Below are 18,877 nucleotides of genomic sequence, written 5' to 3'. Positions count from 1 at the left end.
TCTCCTGCCAATTTCCGCGTTGCTCCCATGCCAGCAGCGTAGGTTGCTGCGAAACAACCTGAAATAACATTTCGCTCTAATGGTGCGTCGAACTTTCTATAAGTCTTTTTAAAACAGCTAGTTGAGAGGTCAAATGCCGATCGTCTGGTTTGTGCGTCGTAAAATTGACAATTTTTTGCTATGCACCTTTAGTCTTATTCATTGACGTCACTGTCCGCCTGAAGCCTGTCAACTCTTTGGCAACGCAAGGCGCTGAGATTTTCCCGAGGGAGCGCACCATGTCGATCATTTCGTTCTTCTGCAGAGGGAAGGGGTTACTCAGGAAGTTCGCCTTGACTTCAAGTTTCCATGGCCCGCCCAGGGCTGGGGTTCGCTCTGCCTGATCGCACAGCGAGCCATTCTTTCGCGAATTCCAGGCGCGCATCCCGGGGGGGCCTTGTAACGGCTTTGCCTTCCCGCGACTGCTCTCGCCAAAAAAAATGAACCAACACACTGCGCAAGTCAGCACCTGACTGGGCGTGGGCGGATTCTTATCGTCCCGTGTCCTTCCCCAAAGAGATCGAGGGCAAGCAAATGGCCAATTTCAACAAGTCCGATCTGGAGTTCATCCTCAAGCAAATTTTCATCGCAGAAGCGCACGCCAACGGCGCCAGCCTCAGTGATTTGCTACCCAACAGTCAGGTACCATTCGGCCTGCGTACCGTCGATGGCAGCTACAACAACCTGGTCGCCGGGCAAAGTGAGTTTGGCGCCGCGGACAATGCTTTCCCGCGCCTGCTTGATCCCTCGTTTCTGGCGTCATACACCGGGACAGGGTCGGTGGTCGACCCGCAGCCACGGATTATCAGTAACCTGATCAATGATCAGACCGCCAACAACCCGGCCGCGGTTGCGGCGAACGGCGGTGCCGACCCGGTGATCAGCCCAGGTCCCGACGGTGTCTTCGGTACGGATGACGACACGCAAGTGTTCTTCATCCCCAACCAGTCGCCGGACGCCGGTCTGACCGCCGGTTTCAACTCGTGGATGACCTTCTTTGGCCAGTTCTTCGACCACGGTCTCGACCTGCTCAGCAAGAGCAGTACTGACGTCGTGTTTATTCCGTTGCAGCCGGACGATCCGTTGTTCGTACCGGGCAGCCCCAATTTCATGGTGCTGCCACGGGCAGTGCGTACAGCCGGCGCGGACGGAATTGTCGGCACTGCCGATGATGGCCAGCCCAACACCACCTCGCCGTTCGTAGACCAGAGCCAGACTTACAGTTCGCACCCGTCGCATCAGGTGTTCCTGCGCGAGTACGTTCTCAACGCGGCAGGTGACCCGGTTTCTACGGGGCGCTTGATTACCAACCGCGATCTGGGCGGGGATGGCAAGTTCGGCACTGGCGATGATGGCGGTGCCGAAAATGGCGGCATGGCGACCTGGGCAGTGGTCAAGGCTCAGGCCCGTGACATTCTCGGCATCAACCTGACCGACGCCGATGTGCACAACGTGCCGCTGCTGGCGACCGATGCGTATGGCAGCTTCATCCGCGGCCCGAACGGTATGCCGCAGGTGGTGATGCGCATCAGTAACGGCGATGACGGTATTGCCGGTACGGCTGATGACGTCACGCAACTGGTCGAAGGCAACCGGGATGCTCCGATCAGTCTGGCCAGCGCCGTGAGCACCGGGCATGGCTTCCTTGACGACATCGCCCACAATGCCGCGCCGGTCGTCGTCGGCGGGGTTCTGCAGGCGGATACTGACGCCGAGATCGGCAATGCGCAGCCACCGGGCACGGGCGGCAACAACCTGACCTACGACAACGAACTGCTCGACGCTCACTACATTGCCGGCGATGGCCGGGCGAACGAAAACATCGGCCTGACCGCCGTGCACCATGTGTTCCACTCCGAGCACAACCGCCTGGTCCAGCAATCCAAGGAAACCATCCTGGCCTCCGGCGATCTGGCGTTCCTCAATGAGTGGCTGGCCGACGACGTCGCGGCGATACCGACTACACCCGCCGAAATCGCAGCATTGGTGTGGGACGGCGAACGGCTGTTTCAGGCCGCCAAGTTCGGCACCGAGATGCAGTATCAGCACCTGGTGTTCGAGGAGTTTGCGCGGACCGTTCAGCCGCAGGTCGACGAATTCCTGGCCCCCAACGGGTATGACACCTCGATCAACCCGGCCATCCTCGCCGAGTTCGCCCACGTGGTGTACCGCTTTGGTCACTCGATGTTGACCGAGACGGTCGATCGCTTCGACCCCGAATTCAATCCGCTGCTCACTGACCCGAACAACCCGGACTCGCAAATGGGGCTGATCGCGGCGTTCCTCAATCCGCTGGCGTTCGCCGGCAGCGGGGCTACCGCGGACGAAGCGGCAGGGGCGATCATTCGCGGTGTGACCCGCCAGCTCGGCAACGAGATCGACGAGTTCGTCACCGAAGCGTTGCGCAACAATCTGCTCGGTCTGCCCCTCGATTTGCCGGCCCTGAACCTGGCGCGTGGTCGCGACACTGGCATCCCCACGTTGAATGAGGCGCGGCGTGAGTTTTACCAATCAACCGGTGACAGCCAACTCAAACCGTACATCAGTTGGGCTGACTGGGCGGACAACCTCAAACACCCCGAGTCGTTGGTCAACTTCATCGCGGCTTATGGCACGCATGACACCATTACTTCCGAGACTACGCTCGCAGGCAAACGCGATGCTGCCCTGGCGCTGGTATTCGGTGGTCCCGGTGCGCCGGCTGACCGCCTGGACTTCCTCAATGGCAGCGGTGACTGGGCCAACGTCACGACGGCCGGCAGGGATGGGGTGCTGGGTACCGCAGACGACCTGACGGGTGTAACGATTACCGGCGTTGACGACATTGACTTTTGGGTCGGTGGCCTCGCCGAAGAGAAGATGCCGTTCGGCGGTATGCTCGGCTCGTCGTTCAACTTCGTGTTTGAGACCCAGATGGAGGCGTTGCAGAACGGCGACCGCTTCTACTATCTGTCGCGCGTCGCGGGCCTGAACTTCGGCACCGAGCTGGAAAACAACTCCTTTGCCAAGCTGATCATGCTCAACACCGATGTCACCCACCTGTCGAACACCGTGTTCCTGACGCCGACGTTCACCCTCGAGGTGAATCAGGCCAATCAGTACACTGGCCTGGGCGTCGGCGGTCGCGCCGATCCAACGGGCGGCCTCATGATCAACGGCGTGGAAATCGTGTCGCTGGTGATCCGCGACAACCCCGACACCGAGGGTACGGACAGTAATTTTCTGCATTACACCGGTGAAGATCATGTCGTCCTCGGCGGCACCGCCGACAATGACATCATCATCTCCGGTGAGGGCGATGACACCGTTTACGGCGACGGCGGCAACGATCGCCTCGAAGGGGGCGCGGGGAACGATGCGGTCCTCGGCGGCGCGGGCGATGACATCATCACCGACTCGTTCGGTGACAACCGTCTGGAAGGCAATGCCGGTAACGATGTGATCGTCGCCGGTAGCATGCTGGTTGGAGGCAACCTGATCCTGGGGGGCGATGGCCAGGACTTCATCATCACCACCGAGGACGTGAGCACCACCTTCGGCGGTCAGGGTGATGATTTCATCCTCGGCGCCAAGACCAACCTGCCAGCCACCGGCAACGAAGGGGATGACTGGATCGAGAAGGGCACCCAGGACGGTGCACCTGGCGATAACGCCTCACCTTTGCTCGATGACGGTGTGATCGGCAACGACATCTTTGTCGGTGGTGGTGGCTTCGACGAAATGATCGGCGAGGGTGGCGATGACATCTTTGTCGGCAGCGACGCCCAGGACAATATGGACGGCATGTCCGGTTTCGACTGGGTGACCCACAAAAATGACAGAGTCGGCGTGACTGTTGACCTGACCATGGCCGCGCTGGCGCAGCCACACGGCAACGCGCCAAACCAGAACAACGGGCCGTTCAATCCGGTCGGCGCGTCGCCGGCCTCGATACTCGACCGTTTTGCCGAGGTCGAAGGCTTGTCCGGTTCGCAATTCGGCGATGTGCTCAAGGGCGATAATGTTGATGCGATCACTATCGTCGACCATGGTGGCACCACGGGCAGTGCGCTGACCAATGTGGCGTTGATCCGCGGACTGGAGCAGTTTCTGGCCGATGCCGGTCTGCCCACCACCGGCTTTGCCACGGGCAACATTATCCTGGGTGGCAATGGCAGCGATCTGATCGAGGGCCGCGGTGGTGATGATCTGATTGATGGCGACAAATGGCTCAACGTCAGAATTGCGGTGTATGACGTCGGTGACGTCAATCATACCGGCCCCGAGATCGCCAGCTTCGACAGCATGGTCGATATGATTCCATTCATGCTCGACGCCACCTATAACCCGGGTCAGCTCAAGGCCGTGCGGGAAATCCTGCCCGGCACCTCGACGGGCGGGGCGGCCTTTGACACTGCCATTTTCACCGGGCTTCAATCCGAGTATGTGGTGACGCTCGACAACCGCGGCACGGCCAGTGTGGCGGACGATGTCTGGACGGTGACCGATACCGAAGTGGGTCGCGACGGCACCGATACCTTGCTGCATATCGAACGCCTGCAGTTCGCCGATACCCAGCGAGTGCTGGTGCCGGCGCTGAACGCACAACCGACGGGCAGGCCGACCGTCGCGGATGGAAACGGCGGCGCAATCACAGTGGGCGACACACTGACGGTGAGCGTGGCCGGGGTGCGCGACGGGAACAACATCGCGGTGGGTAATCTGCAGGGTTTTATCAACAACGCCTCGGTGTCCTACTATTGGCAGTTCGAAGCCGACCCCGGCACCGGCGTGTTCGAAGACATCATTCTGTTGCCAGCCGGTGACCTGGCGTTCCAGAGCGCCGACGGCACCACCTTCAAGGTCTCGCCTGATCTTGCCGGGCTGTCCCTGAGGGTCAAGGCGATCTATCAGGATGGTCATGGCACGACTGAAGTGCTGTTCTCGCAGCCGACTGCCGTGGTGGAACCCGGCGCGCCGGTTGTGCCGACGGCGCAGGCACCGGTAGTCAATGCCACCGAGGGCGGCGAGGGCCTGCACATGGTCCGCTCCGACCTCAACTTCATTCTTGATCAGATCAAGATTGCCGAGGCTGACGCGGACGGTCAGGACATCCTTTCGCTGATCCCGAATATCCGCGCGCCGTTGGGTCTGCGTACGGTCGATGGCTCGAACAACAACCTGATGAACCTCAACGGCATCAACAACACCGAGTTCGGTGCAGCCGACAACGTCTTCCCGCGCGTGAGCGATCCGGTCTTCAATCCGGCGGAAGGTGCTCCTGCGGGGTTCTTTGGCCCCGGTTCGCCGGCCATTCCGGGATCGTCGTATCAGCAGACCAGCGGCGCCGTGTTTGATTCGCAGCCGCGCACCATCAGCAATCTGATCGTTGACCAGACGTCGAACAACCCGGCGGCTTATGCCACGGCGTACGACGTGGGTGCGGACGGTGTGCTCAACTACGGCGCGACGGGTAACGACGACGTGCTCAAGGAGGGCACACGGATAGTCGCCAGCCCCGGCATGGATGGTCAGTTCGGTACTGCCGACGACCATGATGTGTACCTGTTCGAGAACACCGCGCCGGACGCAGGGTTGTCCGCGCCGTTCAACGCCTGGATGACCTTCTTCGGGCAGTTCTTCGATCATGGGCTGGACCTGCTGACCAAAGGCGGTTCGGGCACCATCTTCATCCCGCTGCAACCGGATGATCCGCTGTATGTGCCAGGGGGTAACACCAACTTCATGGTGCTGTCCCGCGCGACCAATCAGCCAGGGGCGGACGGCGTTCTCGGCACGGCCGACGACATCCGTGAACACACCAACACCACGTCGCCGTTCGTGGACCAAAACCAGACCTACAGCTCGCACCCGTCGCACCAGGTATTCCTGCGCGGTTATGAGCTGACCGACAACGGCCCCATCGCGACCGGCAGGCTGATCACTAACCGTGACCTGGGGGCGGACGGCAAGTTTGGAGGCGCAGACGACACCGAAATCGGCGGTATGGCGACCTGGAAGGTGGTCAAGGCGCAAGCCAACGACATCCTGGGTATTCGTCTGACCGATGCCGACGTCAATAGCGGCCCGCTGTTGGCGACCGACGCCTACGGCAATTTCATCAAGGGGCCGAACGGCTTCCCGATGGTCGTGATGAAGGGTGTTGACGGTCTGGGCGGCACGGCGGATGACGTTCTTGTCGAGGGCAATCCGCTTGCCCCCGTTGACCTGACCAATGCGGTGCGCACCGGTCACCAGTTCCTCGCCGACATTGCCCACAATGCAGCGCCGGTGTTCAGCGGTGGCGTGCTCGCGCCTGACGCGGGTTCCGAAATTGGCAACGCAGTGCCGGTCAATCCGCAGACCGGGGCCAACCAGGCCTACGACAACGAGTTGCTGGATGCGCACTACATCGCCGGCGACGGCCGGGTCAACGAGAACATCGGCCTGACCGCGGTGCATGCGATCTTCCACGCCGAGCACAATCGGCTGGTCGCGCAGACCATGGACACCGTGCTCGATTCGGCTGACCTGGCCTTCCTCAACGAGTGGCTGCTGACTCCGGTGAGCGGCTTGCCCGCCAACCAGGCCGAAATCGATGCGCTGGTGTGGAATGGCGAGCGTTTGTTCCAGGCTGCCAAGTTCGGCACCGAGATGCAGTATCAGCACCTGGTGTTCGAGGAGTTCGCGCGAACCATCCAGCCCAACGTCGACCTGTTCTTTGCACCGACTCAGGTCTATGACGTCGACCTCGATGCCTCGATCGTCGCCGAGTTCGCTCACACCGTGTACCGGTTTGGCCACTCGATGCTGACCGAGACCGTCGATCGCTATGACGTCAATTTCAACGTAGTGGGCGATCCGAACAGCGCTGATCCCGATCAGCAACTTGGCTTGATCGCGGCGTTCCTCAACCCGTTGGCGTACGCCGCCAGTGGCGTGACGCCAGAGGATGCGACCAGTGCGATCATACGTGGGGTGACTCGGCAAGCCGGTAACGAAATCGACGAGTTCGTGACCGAGGCGCTGCGCAATAACCTGCTCGGCCTGCCGCTCGACTTGCCGGCGATCAACATCGCCCGTGGCCGCGACGTGGGGATCCCCTCACTCAACGAGATCCGCCGCGACATCTACAGCCAGACCGGTGATACCCAACTCAAGCCGTACACCAGCTGGGTTGATCTGGTGCAGCACCTCAAACATCCGGAGTCGTTGATCAACTTCATCGCGGCCTATGGCACCCATGAGTCGATCACGACAGCGACCACCCTGGAAGACAAACGCGCTGCAGCCATGGCGCTGGTATTCGGTGGTACGGGGGCGCCGGCTGACCGCATGGCCTTCCTCAACGGCACCGGTGACTGGGCCAACGTAACGCGGGCCGGCAAGGATGGGCTGCTGGGTACTGCCGACGATCTCAAGGGTGTGACTATCACGGGCGTCGATGCCATCGACCTGTGGATCGGCGGCCTGGCTGAAGCGAAAACTCCGTTCGGCGGCATGCTCGGCTCGACCTTCAACTTCGTGTTCGAGAACCAGCTGGAAAAACTGCAGGACGGCGACCGCTTCTACTATCTGGAGCGTACCGCTGGCCTGTCGATGAATGCCGAACTGGAAAGCAACTCGTTCGCCAAGCTGATCATGGCCAACACCTCGGCTACGCATTTGCCGGGCCTGGTGTTCTCGGACCCTGGGTTTTATCTGGAAAGGGACCAGAGCAAGCAGTACAACGATGGCCTGGGCAACGCCGATCCGCTTGGCGAGAACGGCGAGCAGGTGGTGTTCCGCGACAACCCGCTGACCGCGGGGCCGGACACCAACTACATCAAGTACACGGGTGATGAGCACATCGTGCTGGGCGGTACCAACAATGCAGACATCCTCGTCGCCAGTGAAGGCGATGACACGGTCTGGGGCGACGGCGGCAACGATCGCATCGAAGGCGGTGACGGCAACGACCAACTGCGCGGTGGCGCCGGCGACGACATCATCACCGACCGCGGCGGCGACGATAATATCCAGGGTGGCGACGGCAACGACGTGCTGCACGGTGGCAACGGCGTCAACCTGATCATTGGCGGGTTCGGCAATGACTTCATCGTGACCGGCGAGGACGCTTCCGAGGCAATTGGTGGCCACGGCAACGACTTCATTCTGGGCAGCAAAGCCAACGAACAGGACATGGGCAACGAAGGTGACGACTGGATCGAGAAGGGCACTTCGGACGGTGCACCTGGCGACAACTTCGACCCGCTCGGCAACGACCCTATCATCGGCCACGATGTGTACATCGGCGGTGGCGAGAACGACAAGTTCAACGGCGAGGGCGGCGACGACATCATGGTCGGCAGTCTCGGCCTGGGTGACCGCTATATCGGCGGCTCCGGCTATGACTGGGCAACCTTCAAGGGGCTCGCCCAGGGCGTGTCCATCGATTTCACCGACCGCTTTTTCGATGTTCCGCCGGTACCGGGTTCTGGTGCTTCGGCGCAGGTGCGTTTCGACATCATGGAAGGTCTGTCGGGTTCGTCGTACGGTGACTTCCTGCGCGGTGACAACGAAGATGCCACGTCGCTGCCCACCGCGGGTGCAACCGGCAGTGTGCTGACCAACATTGACCTGATCGACGGCCTGGCGGATCTGCTGCCCGCCGGAGCGACGTTCTTCGATGGCGGCAATATCATCCTCGGCGGTAGCGGAAGCGACCTGATCGAAGGTCGCGGTGGTGACGACATCATCGATGGTGACAAGTGGCTGAACGTACGCATCAGCGTACGGGAGAACCCTGATGGCACTGGCGATGAAATCGCCACGTTCGACAGCATGGAGCCGCTGGTGCCGTTTATGCTGAACGGTACTTACAACCCGGGCCAGTTGGTCATCGTGCGGGAGATTCTGACCGGCAATGACAGCTTCGACACGGCGTTGTTCTCCGGTAGTTTTGCGGAATACGGCGTCGAGATCGATGGCGACACGGTCATTGTGACCGACTCGGTGGCAGGGCGTGATGGCGTCGATCGCCTGACGGGCATCGAGCGTCTGCAGTTCGCTGACGTTGCACTATCGTCCGGAGTCGGCACCGCGCAAAACAACGACCCATCGGGTCATCTGGCAATCCTCGATGCGGCTACCGGTGCGCGTGAAGATACGCCTGTCGCCGGCCAGTTGCTGCGCGTCAGTGGTTCGGCGGTACGCGACGCGGACAACCAAAGCGTGGCCAATCCGACCGGTGCGGTGACCGGTGGGGTGGCTTACTACTGGCAGGTCGAAAACATTCCCGGTACGGGTGTCTATGAAGACATCACCTTTCTCGCCGCTGGCGAGGCATCGCGGGCGACTGGCAGCACCTTCCGGGTGGGGGCCGATGAGGCGGGTCTGAACATCCGCGTCCGGGCGGTGTACCAGGATGCCAAGGGCACGCTGGAGATCGTCGACTCGTCCGGAAACAGTGCGCCGACCGAAGGGGCGACCGTTACCGGGCTTGCTGTGCAGAACCAGGTGTTGACCGCTGACCCGTCGAGCATCATCGACGTTGATGGCTTGAGCAATCCGCAGTTCACCTACCAGTGGCAGGCGAACGACGGGCTTGGCTTCGTCAACATCGCCGGCGCTACCGGTAGCACGCTCGCGCTTGGCCAGGCTCAGGTCGACAAGGAAGTGCGCGTGGTGATCGGTTACGTGGATGACTTCGGTGTGGCCGAAAGCGTTTCGTCCAACATCGTAGGGCCGGTGGACAACGTCAACGACGCACCGACAGGCGCGTTGCTGATCAGCGACACGACGCCGGATCAAGGACAGGTGCTGACCGCGCTGACTGCCGGGATTGCCGATGTGGATGGGCTGGGCACCTTCAGCTACCAATGGCAGCAAGGTGTCGGTGATTCCTTCACCAACATCAACGGCGCGACTGCCTCGACCTTCACCCCGGGTGTGGCGCAGGGCAACCTGCAATTGCGGGTGATCGTGCGCTACAACGACGGCTTCGGCACGTTGGAGTCGCTGACCTCTGCGGCAACGGCGGCGGTTGCGGTACTGAGTGGCGTAGTGCTGCAGGGTAACGCACAGGCGAACACCCTCACCGGCACCGCAGGTAACGATGTACTGCTTGGCCTGGGCGGGAACGATACGCTGAATGGCCTGGCTGGTATCGACCAGTTGTTTGGCGGCACTGGCAACGACATCCTCAATGGCGGCAACGACGACGACATCCTCAATGGCGAGGACGGCAACGACACCCTCAACGGTGGGCTTGGCGCGGATGCCATGAACGGCGGTGCCGGCAACGACACGTTTGTGGTCGACAACGTCGGTGACCTTGTCACCGAGGCGCTGGGTGGTGGTACCGATCTGGTGCAAACCAGTTTCACGAGCTACCAGCTCGGTGCCAACGTCGAGAATCTGACCTATACCGGCGCCGGTAACTTCACCGGTACCGGCAACGCACTGGCCAACACCATCACCGGCGGGGTGGGCAACGACCTCCTCGATGGCGGTGCGGGGGTTGACCGGATGGTGGGGGGCGCCGGCAACGATACCTACATTGTCGATGCAGCCGCAGACGTGGTGGTCGAGGTGGCGGGTGGCGGTACGGACACCGTGCAGACTTCGCTGGCCGGCTACACGCTGGGCGGTAATGTCGAAAACCTGACCTACACCGGAGTCGGCAACTTCGCCGGCAACGGCAACGGGCTGAACAACGTCATCACCGCCGGGGTGGGGAATGACACCCTCAATGGTGGCGGCGGCAACGACATCCTCAACGGCAACGGCGGCAACGACACACTGAATGGCGACGCCGGTAACGACCAACTGTTCGGTGGCATAGGCACGGATACCCTGAACGGCGGCAATGGCGATGACAGCCTCGACGGCGGTGACGGGGCGGATGTAATGAATGGTGGGGCAGGCAACGACACGTTGCTCGGCGGACTGGGCGATGACAGCCTGGATGGCGGTACCGGCAGCGATCTGCTCCAGGGCGGCGACGGCAACGATACGCTGCTGGGTGGTGACGCTAACGACACCTTGTTGGGTGGTATCGGCAATGACTTTATCGATGGCGGTGCGGGCAACGATACGGTCACGGGTGGTGCCGGCAACGACATGATGGTTGCCAGCAGTGGCAACGATATCTTCATGTTCGCAGCGGGCTTCGGGACCGATCAGATCATCGGCTTCGATGCCATCGCGGGAGGAGGCCAGGACCGGCTCGATATCTCCGCGTTCAACATCACGGCTGCGACCTTTGCCGGCAACATCACCATCGCCGATGTCGGTGCGGATACCCTGGTCAGCTTCGCTGGAGCTGACTCCATCCGCCTGGTCGGTGTGGCCGATGCAACAACCGTCACTGCGACAGACTTCATTCTCGCCACTTGAGGTCCTGATCAGTACTGTCGCAAAAAGCGTGGAAAGCGCAGGGGAGGGCAGCAATGCCCTCCCTTTCTTTCTATTAAAAAAAGAGCCTGGCTGTTAGTTCGGCTGACAATGCGTGAGCCAACCGGGCAAGTCGGTATATCGGAGAGTGGGAAACGCTCGATCAACATTCGACCAGGGGAATGGAAAAAGGGGGAACTCAGCCTTGAACACTTCGGCTACCTGAGTCATGAGCAGCCTGTTGGTTTCGCTCGCGCTACTGCTACCGGGGTTATTCCGGTCTTCGACCTGGACTTCATCCTGTCCGCAACAGAAACAACGCTTAACTGCTGAAAAAGATGAAAAGACTCCAGGCTGCCCCAATCCAAAAGATGAAGAGCATGAGTATCAACGTGAGGATTAGCGGCTGACTTCTCATGAAGGTAACTCCTCAGAAGGGCTGGCAATGCGCGGCTGATCTGCGGCGCTGGTGTTTTAGCAAGGCTGTTTTGCCCGTGCTAACAACTTCAAACTTTCAATTAATGCACTAGTGAACGCACAGCATTCTCTATGCCAAAAAATTCAACAGCCCATAACTCCCTGCTGGCGGCGCAATCTGATTTCCGGGCCAATAAAAGTTCACGCAGGATGCGGGTAATACAGCCCGTTTATGGGGGATTTTTTCTGATCGTGGGGGATATCGCAGGGAGGTTTAAGTTGGTACAGGGGGGGCGATTCTGCGCAAGACGCTCTTGAACCAGTGTTTACCAAGGCACGCTCGGTACATCAAGCCCGACTTTCACACGGTCCAGCGCCACGATGGTCTTGAACCAGGTTACGTTGGCATTCTCGGCAAACAATCGCCGCGCCAACGCCTGGTATTCCTGCATGCTGGCAACGGTTAACACCAGGACGAAATCCACTTCGCCGGTGACGTAGTAGCACTGCTGAACTTCGGGCACCGCGAAGTGTGCCTTCATCGCCTCCAGTGCCTCGATGCTCGTGCGCTCGGCCATCACTTCCACAATGATTGTGATCGGCCGTCCTACGGCGGTCGGGTCAACGATGGCTACATTGCCCGTGATGACGCCCCTTTCTTCCATCCGCTTGATGCGGCGCTGCACGGCGGCCGTGGAGAGATTGACCTGCTCGGCCATCAGGCGCAGCGGTGTGGTGTTGTCGCGCTGGACGAGGTCCAGGATGGCATGGTCGAATTTGTCCAGCGATTCAGAGGCAGCGTCGTTTTTTGCCATGGTAAGTCCGCGAGAAATTTTCTCGAAAACTACCAGAAAACAGCGGCCCTTTATCTAGCTACGAGAAATATTATCTTGCCTGCAGACTGCTCTCGCAGCCTTGATCGGGAACTCACACAGGATAATTGGCATGCTCGCACTGTTTCATCTTTCCCCTGTCCTGTTGGTGACAGCCATGCTCGTCGTGCTGCGCCGGCCCCCCGTTCACGCTGCCATCGCCGGCACTCTGCTGGTCGTGGTGCTCTGGCTCGCCGGCGCCGCCGACGCGTGGCACCCGGGTAGTATGGTGGCCGCCGCTCAAGATACCGCCGTGTTGTTTGCAAGTACGGCCTTCGTGATCGTGCCGGGTCTGGCCTTCGTGATTTTTATCGAGCGCCTGGGCGTCAACCTGGCGCTTAGCCAATGGGTGCGTTCACTGGGTTTGCGCCGCGGCGATCAAGTGGCGTTTATCGTCCTCGGACTGGCACCGTTACTGGAAGCGATGACCGGCTTCGGCGTGTCATTGATCGCAACGGTGCCCCTGCTGCTCAGCCTCTTCGAGCGCCGGGTCGCGCTACGCATAGCGCTGGCCGGCATGGCAATCATGCCGTGGGGAACGCTGGGCCTGGCAACGGTCATTGGCGCCTCGCTGGCTCACCTGGACGCCGCCGCGCTGGCTTCGACCTCGGCACTTACCAGCGCACCGGTTTTTTTCGCCCTCAGTGCGGTGGCGCTCTATCTGGCAGGCGTTCGTGAGTCGCAGGAGTGGAGGGCGCTGGGCGTTTTCTGGTTGCTGTTTGTGGGTGTGCTTTACAGTGCCAGTCGGTGGCTGGGGCCGGAAGTGGCCGGTGTCGCCGCGGGCCTGGTGACGGCAGCAGCTGTACTCTCTGCCGGGCTGTGGCGCCTTCGCCGCAGCGATGACGAGCGCGGTGCGGTGCAATGGCCGCGTCAGGCCTGGCCGTATCTGTTGTTGATTGTCTACATCGTCGCGTTGAAGATGGTGTGGACGATCACCTCCTGGCAGGATAGCTGGGTCGTACAGGGTGCCCGAGTCACTTGGAAGCCACTGGCCTCACCGGGCCTGGCACTGATTCTGGTACTGATCGGACTAGGATTTCACACGCGCAACACACCACGCCAAACAGCGTCCGACGTCAGTGTGCCTGCTGCGTTGGCGGCGCGCGCGAAGCGGCCATTGCTGACCATTTTCTTCTTTCTCGCGATGTCGCAGATGATGGTGAAGGCTGGTTTCCTGGCGGGTTTGATGCAACTGCTGGCGGGCCTGTCGCCCACCGCCGCGACATCGCTGGTGGCCCTGTTTGGCGCGCTGTCAGGCTACATGACGGGGTCGAATGTAGGCGGCAACGCGATCTTCATGCCGGCCATCGCGATGTTGCCCGAACCCTCTCGATTGTTGCTGGCGGCGGTACAGAACAGCTCGGCAGGGCATGCGGCACTGGGCTCGCTGTCGATCGTCATGCTGATCCTGGGACTTGCCAAAACCCAGGCCACGGAAGAGGGCGACCTGGTAAGGTTTGGCTTCGCGCTGGTCTGTCTCAATACGGCGTTGGTGGCGCTGGGCGCAGGGTTGCTGAGTGGATGGATGGGATAGCATTGCGCGTTAGCCTAGAAAGGGGGCCATCGTCAAAAGGCTTGAAAGCAAATATGGCTTTGAGCAACTCAAGGGTGAGTACGCGGCCATCAAGACCACCTCTCAGGTGAGTTAGGCGCAGGACATCTTCCGTGTAAATGATTTGGTTGGCGTCAAAGCACCTCGCCGAGGTTCGAAAAGGTACAGCAGCTCTGGACTAATCCTATGGGCCGCTGATGACCAGAAACGGCAGGGCGCAGAGGCGTTTGAACTGCGTTTCAAAGAGTGTGTTTAAAAATCAACTACAAAGAATTAACTATGCTCTATAAGTATTTGTCTGTCGGATCGCTATAGTGGTAACGAGTAGCAAACGACCCAAAGCAGTTGCGCGTTGAAAATCACTGATGAAAGGTTCGACCCAACGCATCCAGCCTCACCGCAATCGGCGGTAACCGCTGGCTACTCAGCGCCAGCGTCTCCACATCATCCGCCGTGTTCTGCGCAATGGTCTGCACCGACTGCAAACGCCCGACAATCTCGAAGCTTGCTGTGGATTGCTCACGAGTGGTGGTGACAATGCGCCCATTGAGTTCATCGATGTGCGAGATGTCGCTGCCAATCGCCTGCAACATCGTCGCCGCCAGTTGACTGTCCTCGACACAACGTTCCACACCTTCATGGCTGGCATGCATCGCCTCGACCGCTTGGCGGCTGCCTTGCTGCAAGGCCTCGATGATCGCCCTGATTTCCGTGGTGGAGATGGCCGTGCGCTGCGCCAGGCTGCGCACCTCATCCGCCACCACGGCAAAGCCCCGGCCTTGCTCGCCAGCGCGGGCGGCTTCGATGGCGGCGTTGAGGGCCAGCAGGTTGGTTTGTTCGGCAATGCTGCTGATGACTTCCAGCACCGTACCGATTTGCTCCGCCTGGCCCGCCAGCACCTGCACGGTTGAGTGGGTGCCTTTGATGCGTGACGCCAGCTGCGTGATTTCATGCTGGGCGCGGTTCACGCTTTCCTGCCCGCGAGTGATTTGCACACTGGCCTGGCAGGCATGTTCAGCGGCATGCTCGACGTGCACGGCAATGTGCTCCATCGCGTCGCCCATGCGCTGCACTGAACCTGTCATCTGGGCAATTTCCGTAAGTTGATGCCGGGCGCCTTTCTCTAGCGTAGTGCTCGCCTTGGCCAGTTCGTGGCCCAGTTCACCGAGGCCGTGAGAGTCGCGAACCACCCCGTCAACCAACGCAGTAATCTGCGCCAGAAATTGATCGAAACGCTCCGCGAGCGAGACATGGATGGTGGCCTTGTCGCCCTTGCCCGCATCGACGGCGAGCTGTGATGTGGCGGCGAGCATCTTGTCCAGCATGTCCTGACTCTCCACCGCATCGGCCTGACTGTGCACGGACAGATAGAGCAGGGCGACCGTCTCCATCACCACATAGAAGGCGTGAACGAAAATCATCGTCCATCCGCCGTGATGCGCCATCACGAACACCGGAAAACCCTGATGCTGCAAAACATGAAAAACCACGTGGTGCCCGGCAATCGTCGCCGCAGCGACCAGAATCGGCAGCCAGTCGCGATAAAACGTCAGCACCGCCAGCAACGCGAAAATCCCGAAGTGGGATTCGATGACGCCCTCGGCCTGATTGATGTGCAACGCGGCCATGACCATCAAACCGATGGCCAGAAAACAGCGCATCCACCGCGTTCCGCCGATGGCGCGATACAGCACCGTCAGCAAAAGGCTCGTGCCACCGCCCACCACAAACGCCTGGATAAAGGTGTCGTGCCAGAACGCCAGGACCAGCGCGAAGAAGAACATCAGCCAGATCAGGCCCAGCATGATGCGGTCGGCTTTGCGGTAGTGCTCAAGAAAGCGAGGGGGGAAGGGCATGCACGCTTACTCCATGTAATTGAGCCGGGGTGAAGAAATGCCGATCAAAAACCTGACACCGTCCCCTCGCCACAGGTCATTTGTCGCCAGGCCTATCTCCGGATCGATCTTGCAGAGCCAACGATTCCAATCGGTACTTGAGACACCGTGAAGGGACTAGCAGTTTGCCATCACTTTTGGTGTATTCGAGGGGGCCTAGGCGAAACAATGTCAGAAATAGAGGCAAGTAACGACCACGGCGAAAGCGGAAACCACTACGGCAATGATCGCAATGGTGAGCGCGGTCATGGCGCAACGACTTCAGGTATCGCCCATTCCAAAGCTACGCGCGGCGTGGCCAAGGCCACTGCGATCTCGGCCTCGACACCAGGGGATCACAACGCGAAAGGGTTGAGTAAAGCCGGGACGTCGTTATCAAAGAAGTCGCACTGATCAGCGTTACTCGCAGCACGCGACACTAAACAAAACGGGCGCCCGACAAGGCGCCCGTTTTCATTTGTACGTGCAAGCGCTATTCGTCCACGCTGATGCCCGATCCTCCCAGTTCGCTGGGGACATCCTTCAGCTTGGGCAATCCATCCTTGATACGCAGCACGCTCTCCTGATAGTGCACGTGAACGCCTGGCGAGTACGCGAGATCCGGGATGACCGCGGCATACACGTCGATCAGCCCCATTCCCGGGTGTTCAGAGAAGAGGTGCCCACCGCATGTCTTGCACCACTTGCGGTAACTCTGCGGCGTCTTGTTGAAGGTGCCGATGTTGTCAGCCCCCCGAGTCACTTGCACCGCCTCGGGTTTCCACAGCGTGAAGGCATTGACCGGCCCTGCTGACCAATGCCGACACGACTCGCAATGGCAATAGCCCATCGCGGCCGGCTCGCCGCTGACGGTGAACTCGACTGCGCCGCAAAAACAACTGCCCTTGTAAGACCGTTCAATGCTCATGGCATGACTCCTTGATCAATTGTCAGGCGATACCGCCAGAGATGGCATGGATCGCCTGAACGTTGCCTACCTTCACTCGTCGATGTAGCGCACCGGCGTCGCCGGCGTGCGCCGCACCTGCAGTTCGAAAATGTCAGGGCGCGCGTAATGGCCGGTCACGTCGAGCGCTCGCCGCGCTGGCGCCACGAGTGCGACGTCGATGTCCGCATACAAAATGCCGGCCTCGCGGTGCAATGGACCGGCGACGATCCGGCCTTGCGGATTGACCACCACCGAGTCGCCGTCGTTGATCCATTCATCCGGATCGGGAAACAGTTGCGCACGCGCCGGGAAGTCGTCGGGGATGTCGCTGCCACGCAGCAAGGTGCCGCTGCCGAGCACCCAACAGCGGCCTTCGAGTGCGATATGGCGCATCGTGCTGATCCAGCCATCGCCACTGTCGTACGTGGGTGCGACGTAGATCTCCACCCCTTGGGCATACAGTGAATAGCGTGCCAGCGGCATGTAGCTTTCCCAGCAGATGAGCGTGCCAACGCGGCCGACCGGTGTATCGACCGTGCGCAACCCGGTTGCATCACCGAAGCCATGCACCATGCGCTCGGGATTGGTTGGCATCAGCTTGCGGTGTCGATTGAGCACTTCGCCGTTCGCGCCGATAACGACTACGCTGTTGTAGAGCGTGCCGCCGCCATGGAGCCGGTCGCATTCATTGATGCCGCACACGATCGTCACGGCGTGAACTCTGGAGGCCTCGCACAATTCGCTCAGGTCACCGTTCGCGATATCGACGGCGTTGGCCAGCAGCCGCGCATGCAACTGGCCCATTAGAGCCCCGTCCCTTCCTGCCGCCAGCCGCCAGATCCATGACGGGTAACCTGGAATAAACTGTTCGGGCAAAACGATCAGCGAGGCTCCCGCCGCCGCTGCCTCCGCGACCGATTGCACGGCCCGGGCGATCGTCGCGCTGCGATCGAGCAGCACTGGCGGGCGCTGAATAATGGCTACCTTGGTCATGGCGTTCTCCTTTGACGGATGGCTTTCGAGGTTTCAGCGTGCGCGTGGCGAAGTGGCGGGGCTAGTTCAAAATCTGAAGCGTTTCAGTTGCGGAGCCCGGACGATGGAAGAAAGCTACGGTCAGTTCTGCACGGTTGCACGCGGTGCCGAAGCACTGTGCGAGCGCTGGACACCCTTGGTCGTGCGCGAACTGTTGTGCGGCAGTAAGCGCTTCAATGAACTGCACCGCGGCGTACCCCGGATGTCCACCAACCTGCTGGCACAGCGGCTGCGCCATCTGGAAGAAATCGGCGTCGTGCACCGCACGGCCACCGGCAAAGTCTGGGAGTACAGCCTGACCGAGGCGGGCGAGGAACTGCGCCCCATCATCATGGCGCTGGGTCATTGGGGCGCGCGCTGGATCGGCAGTCGCCTGCGCGATGACGAACTCGACGCGGGCCTGCTGATGTGGGACGTGCGCCGGTTCGTGCGCATCGAAACATTCCCGTCCCGACCGGTGGTCATCCACTTCAAATTCCGCGACGCTCGGCCCGGCGAGCAAGCGTGGTGGCTCGTGGTCGAGGAGGGCGTGGCCGACCTGTGCCGCGACGACCCTGGCCGCGAACTGACCCTCGTCGTCGACTCCAGCGTGCGCGCGTTGACCGAGGTGTGGTCGGGCGACCGCACGCCGCGGGAGGTTCTTCAGTCGAGAGAGCTTCGAGTGGATGGTGCGGTGAAGGATGCGGAAAGCTTGTGGCGTTGGCTGGGTACGAGTGCGTTTGCGGGGACGCGGAGTGCGGCGGTGACTCGGTAGGTTGGCGAAATACCAATCAGGGAGCAGAACAGC

The 18,877-nt window shown here is 60.7% G+C and carries 7 protein-coding genes and 1 pseudogene; 4 read left to right on the top strand and 4 right to left on the bottom strand.

Annotation, left to right across the window (positions count from 1 at the left end; translation table 11 throughout):
• Positions 1-573: 573 nt before the first annotated feature.
• Positions 574-11,397, top strand: a complete 10,824-nt coding sequence (locus tag ACA066_RS17525; RefSeq protein WP_497695945.1) for a peroxidase family protein — start codon at positions 574-576, stop codon at positions 11,395-11,397.
• Positions 11,398-12,137: 740 nt separating this feature from the next.
• Here the strand turns inward: ACA066_RS17525 and ACA066_RS17520 are convergent.
• On the bottom strand, positions 12,138-12,626 hold the full coding sequence (locus tag ACA066_RS17520) for an Lrp/AsnC family transcriptional regulator (RefSeq protein WP_497695944.1): 489 nt from the start codon (positions 12,624-12,626) through the stop codon (positions 12,138-12,140).
• 130 nt (positions 12,627-12,756) lie between these two features.
• Between ACA066_RS17520 and ACA066_RS17515 the strand changes: the two genes are divergently transcribed.
• On the top strand, positions 12,757-14,217 hold the full coding sequence (locus ACA066_RS17515; protein WP_497695943.1) for an L-lactate permease: 1,461 nt from the start codon (positions 12,757-12,759) through the stop codon (positions 14,215-14,217).
• Positions 14,218-14,594: 377 nt separating this feature from the next.
• Here ACA066_RS17515 and ACA066_RS17510 read toward each other — a convergent pair whose 3' ends face one another.
• Positions 14,595-16,091 carry a methyl-accepting chemotaxis protein gene (locus ACA066_RS17510; RefSeq protein ID WP_497695942.1) on the bottom strand — a complete coding sequence of 499 codons (1,497 nt, stop codon included), beginning with the start codon at positions 16,089-16,091 and terminating at the stop codon, positions 14,595-14,597.
• 222 nt (positions 16,092-16,313) lie between these two features.
• On the opposite strand from ACA066_RS17510, the pseudogene ACA066_RS17505 reads away from it, so the two are divergent.
• Positions 16,314-16,523: pseudogene (locus ACA066_RS17505) on the top strand (hypothetical protein); the annotation flags it as partial.
• 79 nt (positions 16,524-16,602) lie between these two features.
• Here ACA066_RS17505 and ACA066_RS17500 read toward each other — a convergent pair.
• Both ACA066_RS17500 and ACA066_RS17495 read right to left on the bottom strand, forming a co-directional pair.
• Positions 16,603-17,037, bottom strand: a complete 435-nt coding sequence (locus ACA066_RS17500) for a GFA family protein (RefSeq protein ID WP_497695941.1) — start codon at positions 17,035-17,037, stop codon at positions 16,603-16,605.
• A 72-nt stretch (positions 17,038-17,109) separates the two neighbouring features.
• Positions 17,110-18,051, bottom strand: a complete 942-nt coding sequence (locus ACA066_RS17495; protein ID WP_497695940.1) for a carbon-nitrogen hydrolase family protein — start codon at positions 18,049-18,051, stop codon at positions 17,110-17,112.
• Positions 18,052-18,154: 103 nt separating this feature from the next.
• Between ACA066_RS17495 and ACA066_RS17490 the strand changes: the two genes are divergently transcribed.
• Positions 18,155-18,844: a winged helix-turn-helix transcriptional regulator gene (locus tag ACA066_RS17490; protein WP_497695939.1), complete on the top strand. Its 690-nt coding sequence runs from the start codon at positions 18,155-18,157 to the stop codon at positions 18,842-18,844.
• Positions 18,845-18,877 lie beyond the last annotated feature (33 nt).

This window comes from Pseudomonas sp. LBUM1651, assembly GCF_059716135.1.
This window is presented reverse-complemented; position numbering and strand designations above follow the sequence as displayed.

Coding starts and splice junctions, on each gene's coding strand:
- ACA066_RS17515 (WP_497695943.1), top strand. CDS start 12,757: ATGCTCGCACTGTTTCATCTTTCCCCTGTCCTGTTGGTGACAGCCATG.
- ACA066_RS17520 (WP_497695944.1), bottom strand. CDS start 12,626: ATGGCAAAAAACGACGCTGCCTCTGAATCGCTGGACAAATTCGACCAT.
- ACA066_RS17500 (WP_497695941.1), bottom strand. CDS start 17,037: ATGAGCATTGAACGGTCTTACAAGGGCAGTTGTTTTTGCGGCGCAGTC.
- ACA066_RS17495 (WP_497695940.1), bottom strand. CDS start 18,051: ATGACCAAGGTAGCCATTATTCAGCGCCCGCCAGTGCTGCTCGATCGC.
- ACA066_RS17525 (WP_497695945.1), top strand. CDS start 574: ATGGCCAATTTCAACAAGTCCGATCTGGAGTTCATCCTCAAGCAAATT.
- ACA066_RS17510 (WP_497695942.1), bottom strand. CDS start 16,091: ATGCCCTTCCCCCCTCGCTTTCTTGAGCACTACCGCAAAGCCGACCGC.
- ACA066_RS17490 (WP_497695939.1), top strand. CDS start 18,155: ATGGAAGAAAGCTACGGTCAGTTCTGCACGGTTGCACGCGGTGCCGAA.